The following is a 19813-nucleotide window of genomic DNA, read 5'->3' on the forward strand; positions in this document are numbered from 1 at the left end:
CGGGCAGGTGGCAGGGTGGCTGCGGGCACTTCGGTAGCAGGGCTTGCAAACCGGGCCGAGCGGCCGGCGAGCACACACCTCGGTATGGGTGGCGCACAGCGCGCACGGTGCCGGCGGCCTTGGCCGGCACGAGCCACACGGATCCATGTGCGAGGAGCGTCCGCAGGCCGAGCAGGACCGGGTCGCGGCGATCTGCGCGCGGCGGCACCGCGCGCACGTCTCGGCGAGGATCGGCGTCGGCAGTCGCGATCAGCCGATCGACCAGTTCGGAGGGCAGAGCCGGGTTGGCAACCAGCCCATACAGGACGTGATTCACAGGTGATCATCCTGCCCGATGCATGATCGAACGGCTCGTGGATTTTCGGCGCTGATGCCAGCCCGGTATCCGGCGGTGGCTGACGGTGACAATTGCTGCATCGGACCGCCCCAATCGCAGTGGACGTCCCCTGTCCCCTTAACCGGGCGGCCGCGCATCCTCCAGCCCCGGTCCGCGCCCCATCTACCACGCCACATCGCGCGTATACCGCACACCCCGAATCGGTGTCAGTGGAATGCCGATTGCGCTGTCACTGAGGTGCAGAGCCCGGCTTCCTGAACTCAAGAGATCTGTGCCGTCATGGCTGGCTGCGCGGCGTACCTGGGGGAGTGGAGGTGGTGCTCGTGCCGGAAGACAGCGGTCCGGGGGCGGGACCGCCGGTGAGCGGCCACACTGGTTGCTTCCGTATTTCTGGCAGCGCGGTCGGCATGCTCGTGCGGTATCAGCCCGGGTGCGGCGTGTTACCGGGCCTTGGTGCCGGGTGTCTTGCCTGCCTGGGCTTGCTGGGCTCGTTCGACGAGCATGCGGGTGTACTTGTCCAGATCAGCGGTGTTCACTTCACGGCCGTAGGGGTCGGCGGGGAAGAACCGGACGGAGACGACGACGGTTCCTGTTCGGACGAGGGTCTCTTTGTCGTTGCCGTTCTTGGTGGCGATTGACTGGTCGCCACGGGCCTTGAGCTCCAGCAGATTGCGGGCTTTAGGGGTGGCGTCGTATGCGGCGGTCGCGGCGCCCTCCGTTGAGTAGGCGGTTGCGGTGAACTCCACGATCGCGGGGATCTCGGGGTTGGATGCCTCGGTCGTGCGGTACCTGGTGAAGGAGAGGCCGACGACGTCACGGCAGAGTTGGTCGATGGTGTTGGTGCACTCTGCGCCGGTCTTCGTGTAGCCGGGGGTGCTTGGGTCGAGTTCCCATCCGTCGGGCAGGTCCTGCTGGTTGGGCAGGATCGCGGCGACCGCGCGGGTGTCGGCCAGCGCCCCGTTCGAGTCCTGCAGGAGCTTGCCGCCCCCGTAGACGGCTGCGGTGAGCAGCAGGACGACGACCAAGGCGAGGATCACCAGGGTGGTGCGGTCGCCGCTGCGGATGTTGTTGATGATCTGGTCGCGGCCGGCGAGGTTGCCCCGGAGCCGGTTGCTGTTGCCCTGGACGGTCACACCTCCGCCCGAGGCCAGGTGCGAGGGCTCGGCCTGCGCGCTGGCCGGTACCGGCGCCGGGGTGGGCATGACGCTGGTGAGGTAGACGACGAAGGGCTGGTCGGCGGCCAGCACCGCCACCAGTGCCCCTTGGAGGGCGGCCTGCGTATCGGGGTCCTGCGGGGCGGCCTCGAACGCGGCCACCGTCCCGCCCTGCCCCGCACCGGTGAGGCGGCTGCGGACCAGGTCCCCCACCAGCGCTGCCGCACCGTTCCCGGCACCGGTGGCGGCCGCCGTGCCGGCGGTGGACAGCAGTTGCACCACGCCGGATGCGAGATCGTCTAACGCACTCATCGTGAAGTCCCCCCTTGGACGATGACGGTCGTGCTCATGCTTCCCGACGGCATGGCGGTGCAGGCGCGAAGACGCCTAACCGCAACCTGGAGATGGATCGGGTGCGGCATGCCGCGCTCTACCCGGCCAAGGACCGCCGCTGAGTTCTCGCGGGGATCTTCGACGTCTGAGGGGAGCGGGTTCCGGCGACGGGCCTTCGGGGGCACCTCGGTGCCCGTACAGCAGGCCCCGCTTCCCGTAGGCCCTCTGTTGTGCATGGGCAAGGCCGGGGGGGGAGTTCCAGGCGCCGGTGGGGTCGTCGCTGAACGCCGGTTGGAGTGCCCGGAGTGCGTACAGGCCCGCGCCGCAAAGGACTTGGGCCCGTTGGTGCCGCCCGCCCCGACCAAGCGCGAGCTTGTGGCCGCGCTGGTCTCAGCCCCGGACGATCCGTGGTGGGAGGAGCGGGTACTGCACGCCAAGCTCCACCCGGCGAAGGACCGTCGGGTGTGACCTGTTGATTGTTGGTGGCGTGGCGGGTCGGGGTTTCGCTGGTAGGTCTTGTCGGTGGGCTGGGGGTTCATGGGTTGGTTGAGAAGGACAGGCCGTGGTGGGGTTGCTTTCAGGGGTGAGGGGCGAGCTCTGGTCGTGTAGTCGTCCGGGTGTCCAGCGCGTTTGACCTGCTTGTTTCGGTGTTTGGTTGAGAGCTTGTCGGTGGCGTGAGAAGTAGTGGGGACTTCCGCGGTCTGGATGAGAGCCCCGTATGTACGGGCGGGCCGAGGTGACCGTTCTGGTCTTCGCCCCGGACGATCGGTGGTGGGAGGCGCGAGTGCTGCACGCGAAGCTCTGCCCGGCCAAGGACCGCAAAGCGTGACCTTCGTCGGGGAGCGGTCGGATGTGGGCTGGGATTTTGGGGGCGGAAATCCGTTCGCCCGGGCGTTCGGGTGACGGGCATGATCGGTGGGTGGATCTGCCTTTCCTGCTGGCCGCGGTTGAGCGCGGTGACGACATCACGGTCTTCGAGTTCGTGGAGGAGGTCGCGAAGAAGGTCGTGAAGGATGAACTCCTCGGCGACGATGGCGTCACCCTGCTGGCCGCTGCCGCGTACGCCGGGGCGCCACGAAGTCGTCGACCGCCTGGTGGTGTGGGACGTGGATCCGACCCCGCCCTGGGCCGGCGGCGTCGACCCGGTCACCTGGGCCGCCGAACAAGATGCCTACCGGGTCCTGAACGCGTTGCTGTCCCGCGACCGCGACCCGCTGCGCGCTGACAGTCCGCACCGCCACGCGCTGCGGGTGGCGCAGGCGGCCCTGGAGGCGGGCCAGGGTGCCGGGTCCGTGCCGCCCCTGGCCTACCGGGCGGTCATCACTGGCCTGGAGGCGAAGCTCGGGGTCCACCGCAGGCCGGACGAGTTGATGGCCCGCGCCCTGGTCCACGCCGACCCCGACCACGACGACTGGTTCGCTTCGCTGCGCCGGATCGCCGGGCCGGAGAGCCAGGAGAGGTTCGACTGGGCCCGCGTGGTGGCCGAGGGCGCCGGGGAGGCCGGCTTGCTCGACCGCCGGCGCTTCGCGCTCGAGGTGATCAACTTCCTCGGATTCGGCTTCGACCCCGACAACGGCAACGAGGAGCCGCCGTTCATCCGGGAGGCCGCTGACTTCCTGCGCCCGCTGGTGGACTCCGGGCAGGACCCCTACGCCCTGCGCGCCGTCATCGCCGGCTTCACCGGCTACTGCTCCCGCGAGGAACTCCCGGCCGTCCTGATCCACGCCGATCACCCCGATCCGGACATCCGCCACTGCTGTGGCCGATCACGGTTCCCCTCGGTCCCATCTGATGGCGCTTCTGTACGGCCCGTTCGACCAGCAGACCGACGTTAGGACCTGTGGGGGCCTATGGGTGGTAGAGGGCGCGGGAGCGGTTCACGTCGGTAGGCCCGTCCTTGCCGATGTGGAGGAAGTAGTTCACTTGCCATGCCTGCGTGCTGTGGGCCTGCCGGTTGGTCGTGGCCACCCATGGCGGGTAGACACGGAAGCCTCGTTTCCCGCCGGAACCGCTGCGGGAGACGATGCCGCGCTCACACAGCACCTCTTGCGGGAAAGCGAACTGCCCGAAGCCCTTGTCGTCGCGGCTGCTGATGATGAAGAGGTCCACCTCGTCGGCGGCGTCGAAGGGCCGGATCGGTCCTTCCTCGGACCGCTGCCACATGGTGACGAACTGGCCCACCTTCGTCGGGGTGGTTTTGGCCACGCGGAACCGGACCGAGCGGCCATCGACCGTGAATCTGCAAGCCCCGTATTCGGCGCTCTCCCGTTCGGCCACCGGCAGCGAACAGACGAAACCGCTCGGGTCATACACCAAGGCCTTCGCCGCCAGCAGGTCGCTGTGAAGCCCCGCCCACGGCTGATTCGTCACCATCCCGTCATCCTGCCATCGTCACGCTGCCTCCCAGGACGGTGTCGAACACGGTGTTCCGGCAGACGTTCGGCGACCTCGCGCTCCACGGCCCGGCCGCCCCGGACCTACACCAAGACCAGGCACACGGGCTTCGGATCCTGCGTGCCATGGCCGCTGACGATCACGAGGCGTTCGCCGACGGCCTCACTGCGCTCCTCACCCGGCCCGCCGGCCTGGGAAGCGCCAGGCCGGACAGCCCGCTCCCCCGTCTGCCACTGGCCCTCGCGGCAATCGCCCACCGCAAGCGCAGCTGGGGGCCACTTATCGACACCGACTACCTGCCCCACGCCCTGGGCGTCGGCTGACAGGCCAACCACCCGCTGACCTCGCCGGAGGGCGGCCGTTCTCGGCCGAGTCGCCTTCGGCCTCCTCCCGATCGAGGCGCACTTCGGACCGCTGCGGCAGTTCACCCTCGCCAACTCGAACCATCCGAACCACACGGTCCAGACCCGCGAACTGCACTGCTACCTGCGCTGGCGCAACGCCAACGCCCGCCATCCCGATGTCCTGGCCGCCCAACGCAAGGAGCGCGCCCGCATCCGCAGCGAGAAGGGCATCCGCTGGGGAGGCCGCTCACTCATCGAAGTCGCCTGACCGACCGCGAAGAGCCCTGATGGCAGTAGAGATCGTTACACGCGACCGCCGTCGACAACGAGACGGGCATCGCCACCAGATGGTTCCCGAGCCGACTCTCGGAACTGGGCCGGCGTCAGACCAGGCCCCGGCGACGGCCTGGCGGCCGTGTTCACCTCCAACCTCCACCGTGGCGTGGGGGCGGCCCGTAACTGCTGGGTCTGGTACACCACTCAGCGGAGTCGGGCGCCGGTGGCGGAGATTTCGTCGAGTCGCGCGATCGTGTCGGAGGGAAGGTCCAGGGCGAAGCCCGTCAGGTTTCCGGTGAGCTGGTCGAGCGTGCGGGGGCCGAGGATCACCGAGGTGACGCCCGGTCGCTGCCGCACCCAGGCGAGTGCCACAGCGGTCGAGGTCGAGCCCAGGGCTGCCGCGATCTTGGCGACTTCGTCGGCGATGTCCAGGTTGCGTTCGGCGAGTAGTTCATTGCCCCACGCCTGGGCAAGCGGCGAGGGGGAGTCCATCAGTCGGCCGATTCGCGATGACCTGTCGGGAGTGGCGTCCCGCGCGTATCGCCCGGTGAGGACGCCGTCGCCCAGCGGGGACCAGATCAGGGTCCCGAGCCCGTGCCGCTCGCAGGTCGGCCGGATCTCCGGTTCGATGCTCTGGGCCAGCAGCGAGTACTGATGCTGGAGGCTGACGAACCGTGTGCCGCGGACCCGTTCGGCGGCCCACTGGGACTCCACGATCTGTGCGGCGGTGAAGTTCGAGCAGCCGACGTAACGCACCTTGCCGGAGCGGACGAAGTCGTCGAGAGTCGCCATGGTCTCGTCGATCGGTGTTCCCGGATCCCATTGGTGGCACTGGTAGAGGTCGATGTAGTCCGTGCCGAGCCGGCGCAGGCTGGCATCGAGGGCGCGGGTCAGGTGCGCTCGGGACAGCCCCTTGTCATTGGCGCCCGGCCCCTGGGGGAGGAACGCCTTGGTGGCCAGGACGACGGCGTCGCGTCGCCGTTTGATGGCACGGCCGACGATCCGCTCGGACTCGCCGCCGGTGTAGGCGTCGGCGGTGTCGATGAGGTTGTGTCCGGTGTCCAAGAAGGCATCGATGATGAGCCGGGCCTCGGCCTCGTCGCAGCTGCCGACGCCCACCCCTCCGGAGGGGCCGAAGTTCATGGTCCCCAGGCTCGCTCGGGAGACCATCAGGCCCGAGTTGCCGAGTCGTGCGTATTCCATCTGCGATGGCCTTCTGCTCGTCCTGCTCGTCGGATGCGCCGGATCGACTCGATAGAATCGGATCACGTGTTCCGGTTGGACGATACGGAACGAGTGTTCCGGATGTCAATGAGTCAGGGGAAGGCATGACAGAGGAGGCGAAGCCGCTGCGTGCGGATGCCCGTCGCAACCGGGCGCGCGTTCTGGAGGCGGCCGAGGCCGTCCTGGCCCGTGACGGGGGCGCAGCGTCCGTGCGGGCCGTCGCGCAGCAGGCGGGCGTTGGTCTCGGCACGATCTACCGACACTTCCCCACTCGGGAGGCGCTCTACGAAGCGATCCTCGTCGACCGGCTGCAGCGCCTGGCCGAACGCTCGGCGGCCTTGCGCGAGGCGGAGGACGCGGGTGCCGCGTTCTTCGGCTTCTTCACCGAAATCGTCGACAACGCAAGCCGGATGAAGGCCATGGCCGATGTCCTCGCCGACGCCGGAATCGACGTCAAGGCGGGCATGTCGGAGGCCGGCAGTGTCGTGCGGTCCGCCGTCGAGGCACTTCTGATCCGCGCCCAACAAGCGGGTGCGGTGCGCGAGGACCTGCGCCTGCCCGAGCTGCTGGCCCTGCTGGGAGCCGCGTGCATGGCGGCAGAGCGCAACCAGTGGGAACCCGGGTTGCGAGACAGGACGCTCGGAGTCGTGTTCGACGGCTGTCGTCCGCACCACTGACCCAGCAAGGCACGCACCGGAGTGTCACTGGAAGACCTGGTCGCGGCGCCACCGTACTGGCGCCTGGGTTGGCGCTACACGATTCCAGCTGACTGGCCCGCCCCAACCCGGTGAACCTTCTCGGTCACAGCACTAGGGCACGTATTCGGTCGTGATCAATATGTGCGATTTGCCTTCGCGGCGGGTCCAGTTCCGGTAGACCGTGGTGCGTGACGCGAGCGCAACTGAAGGATGCGGAGTGGGTGTTGATCGAGCCGTACTTGCCGATCGGCGAGTACGGCCCGTACCCGGAGCGGCTGCGGCAGCAGTTCGAGGGCGTGATCTGGCGATTCCGGACGGGCGGACAGTGGCGGGAGATGCCGAAGGAGTTCGGCGCTTGGTCGACCGTCTCCAATCGGTTCCGGCAGTGGAGGGACGTCGGCGTCTTCGAAGCCCTGCTGGAGGGGATGATCGCGGAAGCTGCGAAGCACGGTGAGGTGGACTTTTCCCTGGTCGGCGTGGACTCCACCACCGTGCGAGCCCACCACGACGCCGCCGGGATGCACCTTGACCCCGACACCATGGCCGCCCTGGAGAAGGCCGCCGACGAGGCGGAGAAGGCACGACAAAAGGGGGAGGCCCGGAGGAACAAGACGGGCGGGACGCCTCAGGTGGCCCGAAACGGGAAGAACGGCGACGCATCCGGCGTCGGCACAAGATCCGGTTGAAGGAAGCCCTACTCGGACGCTCCAGGGGTGGGCAGACCAGCAAGATCCATTGCGCCGGCGACCGGAAGTGCCGCCCGCTGGTGTTCATGCTGACCCAGGGCCAGGCCGCGGACAGCCCGCAGTTCATCCCCGTGCTGAAGAAGGTGCGGGTCCGGGTGCCGGTCGGTCGTCCCCGCACCCGGCCGGACGCGGTCGCCGGGGACAAGGCCTACTCGTCCCGCGGCAACCGCGCCCACCTGCGCGAGCGCCATATCACGGCGGTCATTCCGGAGAAGAAGGACCAGAGCGCCAACCGGCAGAAGAAGGGCAGCAAGGGCGGCAGGCCCGTCAGTTACGACCCCGAGCTCTACAAGGAGCGCAACACCGTCGAGCGCCTGATCAACAAGCTGAAGGCCTGGCGAGGCATCGCCACCCGGCACGACAAGACCCCGGAAAGCTACCTCGCAGGCCTCCACCTCCGTGGCGCGATGATCTGGATCAAGGACCTCACCCGGACCCATTGATCACGACCAAATACGGCCCCTAGCTAGTGGACCTTGCGGCGTCTGCGATCGATGTGCCGGCGCGGTCGCCGGTGCCCGGCAGGTCCTTGGCGAGCCGGCCTGCGAGTGCGCTCACCGGGCACCGACCGGGTGAGGACGCCGAGTGTGAGCAGAGCGAGCGCCGGCAGCACGGCGACGATGATTCCCATCGGCAAGGCGTCGGTGGCGCCGCCCGCGCCGGCCAGCGGAGCAAGTGCCCCGCCGAACATGAACTGGCTGAAGCCGAGCAGAGCGGCGGCCGACCCGGCGTGTCCGCCGTGGTCGGCCAGGGCCTGGGCCGCGGCGTTCGGCATGACGAGGCCCACGCTGGAGACCAGGACGAACAGGCCGATCAGGAGCGCGGGCAGGGGTGCCCGTGTCAGCACCGCGCCCAGGACCGTGGTGCCACCGGCTGTCGCGCCCAGCAGACCGGCGAGCAGCAGCACGCGGGCGCCGGCCCGGGCCACCAGCCGGCCGCTGATCTGGGCGGCCGCAATGAGTCCGGCGGCGTTGACGGCGAACACGGCGCTGTACTGCTGCGGTGACAGGCCGTGGATTTCCTGCAGGACGAACGGCGAGCCGGAGATGTAGGCGAACATCGCCGCGAAGACCAGGCCGTTGGCCAGGACGTACCCGGTGAAGACCCGGTCGCTGAGCAGCTGCCCGACGACAGCCGGCAGCGGCTGGCGTGCCGCGGAGGACCGGGTCTCCGGCAGTCCTGCGGCGGAGGCCGCCAGCATCACGGCGCCGAGTACGGCCAGGCCCACGAAGATCCCCGGCCAGGCCGTGACGCGCAGTAGCTGGCCGCCGAGGACCGGCGCGAACACCGGCGCCAGGCCGGTGATCAAGGTCAGTGCGGAGAAGAGACGTGCGGTGCGGGTTCCGGAGGTGCGGTCGCGGACCATGGCGTTGGCGATGACGATGCCGAACGCCCCGCCGATGCCCTGGACCAGGCGTAGGCCGACGAAGGTCCGGACGTCGGGCGCCACCGCGCAGAGCGCGCTGGCGATCGTGTAGAGGGCGAGGCCCGCCAGCAACGGACGCCGCCGGCCGTAGGTGTCGCTCAGCGGCCCGGCGATCAGCTGCCCGATGGCCAGCCCGGCCAGGCAGGCGGTGATGGTGAGCTGGGTGGCCGCGGCGCTGGCGCGCAGGTCGCCGGCGAGGTCCGGCAGTCCGGGCAGGTAGCCGTCGATGGACAGTGGTCCCAGGGCCACGAGCGCTGCGAGCAGGACGATGAATCGGGTTTGCCGGCCGGCGGCGTCGTTGCTCATGGCTCAGTACGCCACGGTGATGCGGCGGCGGATCGCGGTGCCGCTCTCGATCGTGTCGGCCAAGGCGATCGCGTAGTCGGCGTACGAGATGCGGCTGTTGCCGTCGTCGTCGGTGAGCAGGGTGTCCCCGGCGCTGCGGTAGGCTCCGGTCCGCTCGCCCGCTCCGATGACTGCGGCGGGCGACACGTACGTCCAGTCGAGGTCGTGCACGCCGCGGTAGAGGTCGAGCGCTTCGGACTGGGCCTCGGCGTTGGCCTTCCACAGCGCGGGGAAGTCCGGGTCGTCCATGACCCGGGCGCCGGTCGGCGTGCGTAGGCTACCGGCACCGCCGATGGTGACCAGGCGGGTGACACCGGCTCGGCGGAGTCCGTCGATCAGCGCACGGGCGGCACCGAGGATCGTGGCGCGGTCGTTCTCCTGACCGATCCGGGGGCCGACGGCCGACAGTACGGCGTCGTGGGAGGCGGCGAGGCCGGCGACCGCGGCGGCGTCCGTGACGTCACCGGTGGTCACGGTCAGGGCCTTGTGCTTGAGTCCGTCGATGTGGCCGGTTCGGGTGACCGCGGTGACGGTGTGGCCGCGACGCAGTAGTTCCTCGGTGGTGGGCCGGCCGATGTTGCCGCTGGCACCGAACAGGACGATCTTCATGTGTTGCTCCTTGTTTCTGATGGTCAGAGGACGGGCTGGCCGTCGGCGATGATGGCCGCGGTGATGCCGCGCTCGTCGGCGGCGTGCTGGAAGCGCTGCTCGATGTCGGGTTGTTCGGTGTAGAACGGCGGGTTGTGGAACAGGCCGTAGTGCATGGCGCAGACGGTGCCGGCGCCGAGTGCGACGGCGGCCTCGACGCCCTGCTCGGGGGTCATGGTCGCCGGGACGTTGGCCGCGTAGCCCTCGAAGTGGGCGATGACGCCGTTGACCGGGACGAACGCGACGTCGAACGGGCCGTGGTCGCGGGCGATCTGCCACCAGCTGCCGTGCCACTGGGTGTCGCCGCAGTGGATGACCCGCCGGCCGGCGCCTTCGACGACCCAGGCGACCTGGTCACAGTCGTTGCCGCGCCAGTCCAGCGAGGTCACCGGGGTGACGGTCAGCTCTCCGATGCGGCGTGACTGGCCCAGGTCCTGGGCGACGGGGGTGATGCCCACCTCGTGCAGCGCCGCCGCGCTCGGGGTGTGGCAGCCGATCGTGCCGGTGGCCGCGATCCGGGCGATCAGGTCGTGGTCGTAGTGGTCGGGGTGCAGGTGGGTGATGAGGGCGTGGGTGCCGGGCGGGGTATCGACCGGGTCGACCGGCCGGTGCGGCGGCCCCATCACCGGCGCCAGCGGAGCGACGTTCTCGAGCGGGTCGATCAGCAGGCGGGTGTCGCCGAGACGGATCTCGACGCCGGCCCAGGCCAGCCGACGCACGGAAAGGGTTGGGGTCATGGGCAGCGACGCTAGACCGACGTTGTTGAGAAAGTCAACAAGAGAGTTTTGAATCTCAACACCACGATGTAGGGTGGTGGCATGCGCACCTATGGGCAGTACTGCGGCATCGCGAAAGCACTGGACACCATCGGCGACCGATGGACCCTGCTGATCGTCCGTGAACTGCTCGCCCTGGGTCCTTGCCGGCACACCGACCTGCGCAACGGGCTGCCCGGGATCGCCAGCAACCTGCTGGTCGACCGGCTCCGCGAACTCGAGGAAGCCGGCCTGATCCACCGCGAGGCCGCCCCGCCGCCGGTGGCCACCACCCTGTTCTCCCTCACCGAGCGTGGCCGCGCGCTGGAGCCGGTGCTGCAGGAGCTGAGCCGGTGGGGCGTGCCGCTGTTGCGTGAGCCGGGCGGCAACGACACCTTCCGCACCCACTGGCTGGACATGCCCGCCCGGGCACTGACCGACCACCGCCCCGACCAGCCGGCAATCGCCCTGCAACTGCACGCCGACGGCAACGAGGACCTGGTCATCGAAGTCAAGGACGGCTCGGTGCACACACACGCCGGCCGGGTCGACCACCCCACCGCGTCACTGACCGGACCGCCGCACCTGCTGGCTGCGACTCTGCTCGGCGACCTCGATCTGAGCGCCGCAGTACAGCAAGGCCTGCGGCTCAGCGGCGAACGCGAGGCAGTAATGCGCATCCTGCCCCGCTGATCGACCGGCCGCTCGCGGGCCTGCGATCTCAAGCTCTACCGAGTCTGCTTACCGCTTCAGCAGGTCGATCGCGTCCATCACCGGCGGGTAGGCGGTGTTGTTGCACTTCAGCTCCAGCGCCCCGAGCAGCGGGGAGAGCATCCGCCGCCAGTGCCCCGAGTACGACGAGCGCAGCACCGTGCGCACCCGCGCCCGGTAGCGGGCCTCGTTCGCCGCGGCCTCCGCGGCCAGCGCCTTCAGCGTCGCCTCGCCGGCCACGGGATGGGGCCCACATCACTGACGGGTGGCGGCGGGCGACCCGCGCCAGCCCCGACACCGCCGGCTGAGTCGGCGCGCCGGCCGAGCAGCTGGTGGCGGTGAGGCTACCGGGGCAGCTTGGTGGTGCGTTCCGGGTGGGCGGTGGTGACGTAGCGCATGGCGGCGTCTTCGGTGATGCCGAAGAGCCTCATGAGCTTGAGCGGGTCGCCGGTGGCGAACGCCTCGTCGAGGATGCGGTCCTGGCGGAGCTTGTCGAGGGTGCGCCCCTTGGACAGGACCAGGTTCAGCTGCATGGTGATCCGGCCTACAGCTGGGTGGTCCGGGTCGAGGGCCGTCTTCTGGGTGACCAGCAGGTGGGGGTTGACGCTGGTGGGCCAGCGCCGGTGGCGGTAGGTGAGCCAGTCGGCGGCCAGGCGGTGGGTGAACTCCTCCAGGTAGAGGGTGTGCCGCCGCATGCCGCGGCGCAGTACGAGGGTGCCGCGGGAGAGGTTCAGATCGGCGCCGTGGGTGTCGATGTGGGCGTCCCAGTCAGCCAGGACTGCGTTCGCGCGGAACATCGTGGCGGGGCTGACGCCGGCCTCCAGGGCGAGGTTGTTCTTCGTGAGTCGGCCGTCGCTGTGCTGCGGCTTGCCCTCCAGAAGCCTGTCCATGGCCGCGCGGAGCTTGTTCTCGGTCTTGGCCGAGATGTTCGTGTCGGTCATCGTCCGGCCTTCCGCAGAACGGCCTGTGCGTCGGATCGCTGCTGTTCGAGGGCCGCGCGATGGCCGGGGGCCAGGCGAGGGGTTGCCAGCAGCTTGGTGAGGGACCGTTCCTCGCTGTCCCAGATCTCGATGTGCTGGGGGCCGATCATGCTGTTGCCGCAGCGGTCCGGGCGGCAGCGGTCTTGCAGAGGGCCGGTGTGGCCGGGCGGGATCACAGTGTTCTCCAGACAGAGGGCGCCGGCGGGGTTGGCGGCATCGAACAGGCAGTTGTTCAGGGTTCCGAAGCGGATGGCGAGGCGGGCCCGCTTGAGCAGGGCGTGTTCGACGGTCGCGTCCCCACCCTGGGCGGTGACGGTGTCCCGGATCGTGTCGAAGGTCCGGGTCAGCTGCTCGGCGCCCGGACCGAAGCCAATCGACTCGTTCGCCTTGTGGGCGTCGAACAGGTCCCGCAGACCGCGGAACCGGGCGGCTTCGACCGCCGCGTCCAGGTGCTTGGCCCAGGACGCCGCCGAGGCGGCATAGCCCTGGGTGGTGCGGTTGGCCAGGGCCCGTGAGGTGATGTGCTTGAGCTGGATGCCCAGGGCGATCTCGGAGCCGGGAAACTGGTCGGTCAGCATGGCCATGGTCCGGCGGAACATGTGCGGGGCGACCCGGGCGGTGCGCGAGGAGGCCACGGGCGGGTGGGTGTCGGGGCCGAACCCGGGGGCGCTGAGCGACGTCTACGAGGCGGCGCCGCCGGAGGTGCCGCTGGAGCACCCGGCGGCGCAGGGCTGGGAGGGCGGGTTCCTGGACGAGGAGTCCTACCAGTGGATCCGCCCCGTTCAGACGCTCTCCGAGGCGGAGATGATCGAGCCGTACGCGGTCGGCATCGACATCAACACCGCCTACCTCGCCGCCGCGAGCCGCCTGTCGGTGGGGCTGTCCGGCCCCGTCCACGTGACCCGCCCGGTGTTCGACAAGAAGAAGCCCGGCTCCTGGTTCGTCGACCTGTCCCACATTCCCACCGACCCGCGCCTGCCCTCCCCGTTCACCCCGACCGGCAGGCCCCCCGAGGGTCCGGCCTGGTACGCCACCCCCACCGTCGCCTACGCCGTCGAGCTCGGCTACGACGTCCAGCCGGTCGAGGCGTACGTGCGGGAGACGGCGGGCGCCTACCTCGACCCGTGGCACGACCGCCTGCGTGAGGCGTACGTGACCACCATGGCCGAGGCAGGCATCCCCACGGAGAAGGACACCGACGAACGGGCCTTCCTCGCGGCGATGACCGCCCACCGCCTCCTGAAGAACGCGGGCGAGGACCTCGACGCCCTGCGCGCCGCGCTCACCGCCGAGCGAGCGCCCCCAGGGCCTGACCTACAGGGCGGGGGAGCCGTGGCCGGCGTTGGAGCGGGCGACCTGGCGCCCGGACATCCGGGCCGCGGTCATCGCCAAGGCCCGCGTCAACATGCACCGCAAGATGGCCAACGTCGCGAAGGCGAACGGCCGCTACCCGCTCGGCGTGAACAACGACTGCGTCGTCTACGCCTCCCCGACCGCGGACCCGCTCGGTTTCCTGCCGCTCACCGGCTCCGGCAAGGGCGTCCTGCCCGGCACCTTCCGCCTCGGCGCCACCCCCGGCCTGGCCAAGGTCGAAGGCGTCCAGACCATGCTCACCGTCGTCGACTGGCTGGAACGCGACCAGCCCCTCAACCCCGCCCGCCACATCAAGGGCCACGACTCCCACACCATCGACGGGAAGTAGGCCATGGCAGAGGAGATCGGCGACGCCCTCGACCGGGCCGCGCCCGAACATTTCACCCAGGCCCTGCCGAAGTCCGCACAGGCCCAGATGCGGGCCCTCGTGCGGGCAGCCAAGGGCGACAAGAAAGCCGTCGCGGAACGCCTGGGCATCGACCCGAACACCGTGCGCCGCTACCTCAAGGGCGAGCGCAAGCACCCCCGCGCCGCACTGCGCGAGGCCCTGCACCGCGAACTGCAGAAGGTGTGGCAGCCCGGCATCCGCCGCCGGGCCCGCAAACAGGCCGCCACCAGCACGGGCATCACCGTCGAGGTGTGGGCCTACTTCGGCTACACCGCCCCCGTTGGCACCACCGACGAGGCCCGCCTGCGCCACCTGACCCTCCACCTCCCCCCGGAGTACGCTCAGCGGCTCTTCACCGCCCAGGACCACGGCGCCGGCGACCAACAGATGCGCGAGATCATGGCCGAGGGATTCCAGGAAATCTATTTCAAGGACGGCGGCCGGGCCGCCGGACTGGAAGTCGAATTCACCGGGATCCAGGCGATCGACGTGAAATACTGACCGTCGACCGGAGAAATCCGCGAGCCGGCCCCGATGTGACTGAGCGCTTCAGTTGGCGGATGAGCGGTTGACTTGGCGAGCTGAGCGTGCGGCGCCGTGAGCCGAGACGAGCTGGTGGCTCACGACGCTCCTCGGTCGGGGGTTGTCGGTGCGATCGAGTTGGATGAGCACGTGACTGTCTATGACGTAGCTCGCCAGCTCCCTTCCATCGCAGACCTGCGGGCTCTGTGCCGTTCACTGGCGATGCTCGACGCGATCCTGAGTCCGGATTGGGAAGGTCGGTACTACTCCTTTAACGCCGGTTGGGCCTATGGCGAGGAGATGGCCTCGATGCGCAACGGGTCGGGGGACGAGTACTCCATCGTGTTCTCGGCGGCCGGAGCCTATGTGCGCGGCTTCTGCCATGAGTCTCCGATGAGTCCGTATGGCAACGATGGAGAGCCCTGGCCGGGAGTGATCGACGAGGTTCCCGAGCTCTTCAAGCCCTTCGTCGAGGAGCCTGCGTTCACCGACGAGGACGAGGTGCCGGTCGTGACAGCCTGCTTGTGGCGGGGAGCGACGGATGATCGGTGGCACCACGGGGCGATCGACTTCCCCAAGGGGGCTGTCGATCCCGATGGGGCGACGAGCCTGTTCGAGCTCCTGGTCGACCGTTCGCCGGAAGCGTTCCAGCGCTTCGCCGAGGACTATTACGAGGTCTCCGTGGACCTGGGGGCAGTGGGCCACGTGTTTGCCCTCCGGCCGCTGGATCAGGAGCTTGTGTCGCTGCTGAATCCCGAGGTCAACCTGACGGACTTGGCCCAAGACATCGCCGAGATCGGCTATCCGCAGCTGGGCTAGGTGCCTCGTCCAAGCTCATGTCGATGGCGGCGGCGAGTTGGTCGGCGTGGCCGTCGAGTAGTGCCTTCAGCTCGCGGTAGTGGGGGTGGTCGTCCGTCTGTCGGAGCCAAGTGCAGGTGAATCTGCGGTGGTATTTCCAGAGGCGGCAGGCTTCTGGGTCGGTTGCGATGTGCGGAGGGCAGGGGGAGAAGAAGTACTCGCCCTGGGTGATGCGGGCCCAGATGTAGGCGGAGACGGCAAGCCGTTTCCGGTCGTCGGTGATGGCCCGGTTGCCGGGCCATTCCTGCAGCTGGGCGACCATGTGGTTCCAGATCGCGGGCGCCGTGTCTGGGCGAGCGGGCAAAATCACCCAAACCAGGCTCACCGGCCCAACTCCGGCGATACCCTGCCCGGCCAACGCTCAACTCGCCAAGTGAGGCGCTCAGTCACACCCGATGCGACTGACTGGGCGCTTCACATGCCCGGAGCGTTCGACGTGGCCAGGTGAGCGCAAGCGTTCTCCCCGGCCAGCAAGTCGCGAAGCCCCGGACGGCCGCTCCGCCGGAGCAGCTCGGGGCATCGTTGCTGGTCAGCGGCTTTGCTCAACCCGCCAAGCAAAACGCTCGGTCACACCCGACCGGACTGCCGGCCCAACGAACAGGCCCCAGCCAGCTGCCGCGGAACCGCCCGGCGGAATTCCGTCCGGGAACGCCGCGCCTTGGCGATTTGATCCGAGTACGGTTCCCGATCCCGGATTGGTGGCTACTGAACTTGATTGGGTGATGTCGGGGCCGTTTGCCTGAGACCGCGTTTGAGATCTGGGCTGGTGGCCTCTCGGGGGGTGTTCTAGCCTCGGCCAGGTGATCTTCGACAAGTTCCCCTCCGTCGGTGGCTTCAGGGAGCTGAAGTACGGCAGTCCGGACGGCCCGTCGATCCGGACTGCCGTGAGAGCGGCTGCGCCGGAGCATGAGGGCGATCTGGTGCGGTACCTGCGCGCCGGCACGGCCTTGGTTCTCATGCCTGCGGCCGTGCCCGACGTGCTGAGCGAGACCGGTGCATTCATCGGAGGGCTGCACCTGCTCACGGACGGACACTGGTTGTGGTACTCCGATCTGGCCCACTACGTGGGTCGCTATCACGTGGAGCTCGACCCGGCGTTCGTCGAGCACGCCCGTAGCAACAACTGGACTGTGCCGCAGGTCAGTGACGAACACCTTGACGCGATGACGATGCTACTCAGAGACGAAGACGAGTCGGACTGATGTTGTTGCCCTGCCCCGCTATGGGGTCGAAATGCGGGTCACCGAGCGCCGACTCGGCCGGGAAGCCGGCCCCACTCGGGTCAGTCGGCGGACCATGATGCCGATCATTGCCCAGCGGATCATCGTCTCGGAGTGGGCGGGGCTGGTCTCGTAGTCGCGGGCGAGGCGCCGGTGGGCGGTGAGCCACGAGAAGGTCCGCTCCACCGCCCACCTCTTGGGCTGGACCTGGAATCCGCGCTGGTCCGGGTCCTTGCGGACGATTTCCAGGTCGCGGCCGAGGATCCGGGAGGTCCACTCGACCAGGCGGCCGGCGAAGCCCTGGTCGGCCCAGATCTTCTTGACGCCGGGGTGGTCGAGGCGGGTCCACAGCAATGGCCGTTTCGCGCCGTCGCGGTCCTGGATGTTCGCCGCGACGACGTGGACGGTCAGGAGTAGGCCGAGGGTGTCGGTGACGATGAACCTCTTGCGGCCCTTGACCTTCTTGCCTGCCTCGAAGCCCCGGGTGGCAGCGGGGACGGTGTCGGCGGTGCGGACGGACTGCGAGTCGATCAAGCCCGCGCTCGGCTCGGTGTCGCGGCCGTCCGCCTCCCGGATACGGCCGCGCAGGGCGTCGTGGATGCGCTCGACGGTGCCGTCGTCGTGCCGCCAGGTGAAGTACCAGTACACCGTCGGCCAGGGCGGAAAGTCCTTCGGCAGCTGTCGCCAGGCACACCCCGTCCGCACCACATAGAAGATCGCGTCCACGATCCGCCGCCGCGGATGCTTCTCCCGCCGACCACCCTTCGGCCCCACTCGCGCCGGCGGCAGCATCGGCTCCACCAGCGCCCACTGCTCGTCCGCCAGGTCCGACGGATACCCACCCCCAACACCGCTCACAGAGAGCTCAACGAACCCTTCAGCAACGGGACACGGCAGATCTCAAACGCGGTCTGACGGCCGCCAGTCGGATCCGGTAGCCCTGGGTCGGTGAGGTACGCGCAGGGCGGTGGGTTGACCGACGTCGAGAGGGCCGCGCGGGAGCGGATCCGGCTGCACGCCGTGGAGCGCTTCGAGGGCGGGGAGAAGAACCGGGAGATCGCTGCCGCGTTGCGGGTGAGCGAGCGGTCGGTGGAGCGGTGGCGCCGGGCCTGGCGCGAGCGGGGCGAGGTCGGGGTCCGGTCGAAGGGCTCTCCAGGCCGCCCGAGGCTCAGCCCGGCTCAGGTCGCCAGGCTGGAGCGGGAGTTGGAGCGCGGCCCGCTCGTCCACGGCTGGGTGGACCAGCGGTGGACGCTGGCGCGGATGAAGACGCTGATCGGCCGGTTGTTCCACGTCTCGTACACGGTGGAGGGGACATGGCTGCTGTTGCGTCGGCACGGCTGGTCGTGGCAGCAGCCGGCGCGGCGGGCGATCGAGCGCGACGATTCGGCCGTTGAGCTGTGGAAGAAGGAGACCTGGCCACGGGTAAGAGCACCGCGGCGGCGTGCAACGGCTGGATCGTCTTCGAGGACGAGGCCGGACAGTCGATGACGCCGCCGCGTGCCAGAACGTGGGGTCGGATCGGCCAAACCCCGATCGTGCAGGTGCGGGGACGGGGCTCGGGCAGGGTCTCGATGGCGGGCATGACCTGTTACAAACCGGGCGAGCGGTCCCGGTTGATCTACGCCATCCGCGAGTACAACGGACGCAAGGACCAGCCGAAAGGCTTCGGCTGGCGTGACTTCCGCGACCTGATCATCCGCGCCCACACCCAGCTCGGTGGCCCGATCGTGCTGGTCTGGGACAACGTGCGCCTTCACCTCACCAAGCCGCTCCGGGAGTTCATCGAGGCGAACACCAGCTGGCTTACCGTGTTCCAGCTGCCCACCTACGCACCGGATCTGAACCCGCAGGAAGGCATCTGGTCCCTGGTCAAGCGCGACATCGGCAACCTCGCCGCAGCCAACCTCGGCCAGATCACCAGGGCCGTCAAGCGCCGGCTCAAGCAGATTCAGTACCGACCGGACCTGGTCGACGGCTGTCTCACCGGCACCGGTCTTGCCCTCGATGCCTGACCGGCCGAGGTCGTCCTTGCACCTCGACAGGGATGGCGTCGGCAGCGGTCACGTCCCGGAGGCACCATCCTCCGGTGTCGGCGGATAGAGGTCGAGGACGACGTCGAGCCCCAGAGCGCCGACCTCTGCGAGCAGGTGAGCTGGCAGGACGCAGCCGCCCTGGCCGTTTTCACTACCGAAGCCGAGAACGACCTCCAGATCGCAGGCCACAGACAGCCGCATCAGCTCCTCACGGTGCCCGTCGAGCAGCCTGACCAGTGCCGCCACATGCTCCTCCGGCCAGCGGTCGCTGCCCAGGCCGCTCCGGCGAATCCACAAGCTGGTCTCACGCCGGACGCTGCTCGGATTACGAGGGCTCGTCAGGCTTCCCCGCTCGGACTGATCATCCGGCGCGATTCCCAGGCGAGCCGAGATCTCGCTGGCGCTCACCGTCTGGCTCGTGATCCGCAACGACCCGGCTGACCACTTCGTATCCGGCATCGGCTGCCGCAACATCAAGTTCTCTGGCACGCCATCACGATCGCAGGCCGTCCCGTCCAAGGCCACAGAGTTCTTCTTGGCGCTCCACCAATCGGAGCCCGCGCGCCCCAGGCACCCGACACCACGAGTTCAAGTTCAGTAGCCTGTGATGCCAATGGCGGTCAGGGCGGACAGGGGTTCGGAATGCAGATGCTCTACGTGACCGATTTCGACGTCCGTGCGGTGGCGGGGGAGGCATCGGCGGATCCGTTCGGGATGCTGCTTAGAGGCTCCGCCAGTAGGAGCTTCGAGACCCAACTGCTGACCACGCCTGGTCTTCAAGGGGTTGTTGCCTGAAGCGGGCTTCACGCTGCTGGGGTTAGCCAGGTACCGTGCTTTTGCTGATGCAGTCTCAGTCTTCAAGTTGAAAAAGAAGTACATGCACATCCTGGAAGATCCCTCGGGTCTCTCCCCGCGTGCCCGCGGGAGCAATAGTCAAGACTTGTGGGTGAGACACCGAGCTTGTTCAGCCTCCATGGGCTTCGGGGCAGTGCGCTGCCACCCAGGTAGCGGTGATGTCGTTGCAGGTGACGATGACCGACCCGGGTC

24 protein-coding genes and 2 pseudogenes are annotated in these 19813 nt (G+C 68.9%); 15 read left to right on the plus strand and 11 right to left on the minus strand.

The annotated features are described in order from the left end of the window. Positions 1-145 precede the first annotated feature (145 nt). Positions 146-322, plus strand: coding sequence for a hypothetical protein (locus tag ACIPSC_RS22720; protein WP_400827854.1), 177 nt, complete (start codon positions 146-148; stop codon positions 320-322). Positions 323-777: 455 nt separating this feature from the next. On the opposite strand, the gene ACIPSC_RS22725 is transcribed toward ACIPSC_RS22720, so the two are convergent. After that, positions 778-1803 carry a hypothetical protein gene (locus tag ACIPSC_RS22725; protein ID WP_400827855.1) on the minus strand — a complete coding sequence of 342 codons (1026 nt, stop codon included), beginning with the start codon at positions 1801-1803 and terminating at the stop codon, positions 778-780. Between the two features lie 363 nt (positions 1804-2166). On the opposite strand from ACIPSC_RS22725, the gene ACIPSC_RS22730 reads away from it, so the two are divergent. Then, complete coding sequence (locus ACIPSC_RS22730; protein ID WP_400827857.1) at positions 2167-2292, plus strand: hypothetical protein; 126 nt, start codon at positions 2167-2169, stop codon at positions 2290-2292. A 545-nt stretch (positions 2293-2837) separates the two neighbouring features. Next, a complete protein-coding gene (locus ACIPSC_RS22735) occupies positions 2838-3659 on the plus strand; it encodes a hypothetical protein (RefSeq protein ID WP_400827858.1) in 822 nt (273 codons plus the stop codon). A 13-nt stretch (positions 3660-3672) separates the two neighbouring features. Here ACIPSC_RS22735 and ACIPSC_RS22740 read toward each other — a convergent pair whose 3' ends face one another. Continuing rightward, complete coding sequence (locus tag ACIPSC_RS22740) at positions 3673-4197, minus strand: MepB family protein (protein WP_400827859.1); 525 nt, start codon at positions 4195-4197, stop codon at positions 3673-3675. Between the two features lie 146 nt (positions 4198-4343). Between ACIPSC_RS22740 and ACIPSC_RS22745 the strand changes: the two genes are divergently transcribed. Then, complete coding sequence (locus ACIPSC_RS22745; protein ID WP_400827860.1) at positions 4344-4541, plus strand: hypothetical protein; 198 nt, start codon at positions 4344-4346, stop codon at positions 4539-4541. Positions 4542-4608: 67 nt separating this feature from the next. Next, positions 4609-4830 (plus strand): annotated as a pseudogene (locus ACIPSC_RS22750) (IS630 family transposase); the annotation flags it as partial. Between the two features lie 212 nt (positions 4831-5042). Here the strand turns inward: ACIPSC_RS22750 and ACIPSC_RS22755 are convergent. Beyond that, positions 5043-6041, minus strand: a complete 999-nt coding sequence (locus tag ACIPSC_RS22755) for an aldo/keto reductase (protein WP_400827861.1) — start codon at positions 6039-6041, stop codon at positions 5043-5045. 125 nt (positions 6042-6166) lie between these two features. Here ACIPSC_RS22755 and ACIPSC_RS22760 point away from each other — a divergent pair, with 125 nt between their 5' ends. Next, a complete protein-coding gene (locus ACIPSC_RS22760) occupies positions 6167-6739 on the plus strand; it encodes a TetR/AcrR family transcriptional regulator (protein WP_400827863.1) in 573 nt (190 codons plus the stop codon). A gap of 209 nt (positions 6740-6948) precedes the next feature. Next, positions 6949-7949, plus strand: a pseudogene (locus ACIPSC_RS22765) (IS5 family transposase). Between the two features lie 23 nt (positions 7950-7972). Here ACIPSC_RS22765 and ACIPSC_RS22770 read toward each other — a convergent pair. Genes ACIPSC_RS22770 through ACIPSC_RS22780 form a run of 3 tightly spaced genes read right to left on the minus strand, consistent with a single transcriptional unit; the run spans position 7973 to position 10662 of the window. Next, a complete protein-coding gene (locus ACIPSC_RS22770) occupies positions 7973-9238 on the minus strand; it encodes a multidrug effflux MFS transporter (RefSeq protein ID WP_400827865.1) in 1266 nt (421 codons plus the stop codon). Positions 9239-9241: 3 nt separating this feature from the next. Then, entirely contained in the window at positions 9242-9886 is a 645-nt protein-coding gene (locus tag ACIPSC_RS22775; protein WP_400827867.1) for an NAD(P)-dependent oxidoreductase, read from the minus strand. 23 nt (positions 9887-9909) lie between these two features. Beyond that, entirely contained in the window at positions 9910-10662 is a 753-nt protein-coding gene (locus ACIPSC_RS22780; protein ID WP_327387315.1) for an MBL fold metallo-hydrolase, read from the minus strand. A gap of 81 nt (positions 10663-10743) precedes the next feature. Here ACIPSC_RS22780 and ACIPSC_RS22785 point away from each other — a divergent pair, with 81 nt between their 5' ends. Further along, positions 10744-11373 (plus strand): winged helix-turn-helix transcriptional regulator, encoded by a 630-nt coding sequence (locus ACIPSC_RS22785; RefSeq protein ID WP_400827869.1) that lies wholly within the window; start codon positions 10744-10746, stop codon positions 11371-11373. Positions 11374-11421: 48 nt separating this feature from the next. Here the strand turns inward: ACIPSC_RS22785 and ACIPSC_RS22790 are convergent, their stop codons facing one another. The 3 genes from ACIPSC_RS22790 to ACIPSC_RS22800 form a co-directional block, all read right to left on the minus strand. Beyond that, a complete protein-coding gene (locus ACIPSC_RS22790) occupies positions 11422-11631 on the minus strand; it encodes a hypothetical protein (protein WP_400827870.1) in 210 nt (69 codons plus the stop codon). Between the two features lie 104 nt (positions 11632-11735). After that, a complete protein-coding gene (locus ACIPSC_RS22795; protein ID WP_400827871.1) occupies positions 11736-12332 on the minus strand; it encodes a hypothetical protein in 597 nt (198 codons plus the stop codon). After that, on the minus strand, positions 12329-13006 hold the full coding sequence (locus ACIPSC_RS22800; protein ID WP_400827872.1) for a hypothetical protein: 678 nt from the start codon (positions 13004-13006) through the stop codon (positions 12329-12331). The genes ACIPSC_RS22795 and ACIPSC_RS22800 overlap by 4 nt, the downstream gene beginning before the upstream one ends. A 707-nt stretch (positions 13007-13713) precedes the next feature. Here ACIPSC_RS22800 and ACIPSC_RS22805 point away from each other — a divergent pair. The 4 genes from ACIPSC_RS22805 (at position 13714) to ACIPSC_RS22820 (ending at position 16715) form a co-directional block, all read left to right on the plus strand. Then, on the plus strand, positions 13714-14073 hold the full coding sequence (locus ACIPSC_RS22805) for a hypothetical protein (RefSeq protein ID WP_400827874.1): 360 nt from the start codon (positions 13714-13716) through the stop codon (positions 14071-14073). 3 nt (positions 14074-14076) lie between these two features. After that, a complete protein-coding gene (tpg, locus tag ACIPSC_RS22810; protein ID WP_400827876.1) occupies positions 14077-14634 on the plus strand; it encodes a telomere-protecting terminal protein Tpg in 558 nt (185 codons plus the stop codon). Between the two features lie 171 nt (positions 14635-14805). Continuing rightward, positions 14806-15474 (plus strand): hypothetical protein, encoded by a 669-nt coding sequence (locus ACIPSC_RS22815; RefSeq protein ID WP_400827877.1) that lies wholly within the window; start codon positions 14806-14808, stop codon positions 15472-15474. Between the two features lie 839 nt (positions 15475-16313). After that, entirely contained in the window at positions 16314-16715 is a 402-nt protein-coding gene (locus tag ACIPSC_RS22820) for a hypothetical protein (RefSeq protein ID WP_400827878.1), read from the plus strand. An 18-nt stretch (positions 16716-16733) separates the two neighbouring features. On the opposite strand, the gene ACIPSC_RS22825 is transcribed toward ACIPSC_RS22820, so the two are convergent. Beyond that, a complete protein-coding gene (locus ACIPSC_RS22825; RefSeq protein WP_400827880.1) occupies positions 16734-17591 on the minus strand; it encodes an IS5 family transposase in 858 nt (285 codons plus the stop codon). Positions 17592-17681: 90 nt separating this feature from the next. On the opposite strand from ACIPSC_RS22825, the gene ACIPSC_RS22830 reads away from it, so the two are divergent. Next, a complete protein-coding gene (locus tag ACIPSC_RS22830) occupies positions 17682-18221 on the plus strand; it encodes a winged helix-turn-helix domain-containing protein (protein WP_400827882.1) in 540 nt (179 codons plus the stop codon). Then, positions 18218-18745 (plus strand): transposase, encoded by a 528-nt coding sequence (locus ACIPSC_RS22835; protein WP_400827901.1) that lies wholly within the window; start codon positions 18218-18220, stop codon positions 18743-18745. The genes ACIPSC_RS22830 and ACIPSC_RS22835 overlap by 4 nt, the downstream gene beginning before the upstream one ends. Before the next feature lie 48 nt (positions 18746-18793). On the opposite strand, the gene ACIPSC_RS22840 is transcribed toward ACIPSC_RS22835, so the two are convergent. Further along, complete coding sequence (locus tag ACIPSC_RS22840; protein WP_400827884.1) at positions 18794-19255, minus strand: DUF4279 domain-containing protein; 462 nt, start codon at positions 19253-19255, stop codon at positions 18794-18796. A gap of 153 nt (positions 19256-19408) precedes the next feature. Between ACIPSC_RS22840 and ACIPSC_RS22845 the strand changes: the two genes are divergently transcribed. Beyond that, complete coding sequence (locus tag ACIPSC_RS22845) at positions 19409-19561, plus strand: hypothetical protein (RefSeq protein ID WP_400827886.1); 153 nt, start codon at positions 19409-19411, stop codon at positions 19559-19561. The last annotated feature ends 252 nt before the right edge of the window (positions 19562-19813 follow it).

Origin of the sequence: Kitasatospora sp. NPDC090091 (genome assembly GCF_044747365.1) — a bacterium.
Classification (GTDB): Bacteria; Actinomycetota; Actinomycetes; order Streptomycetales; family Streptomycetaceae; genus Kitasatospora.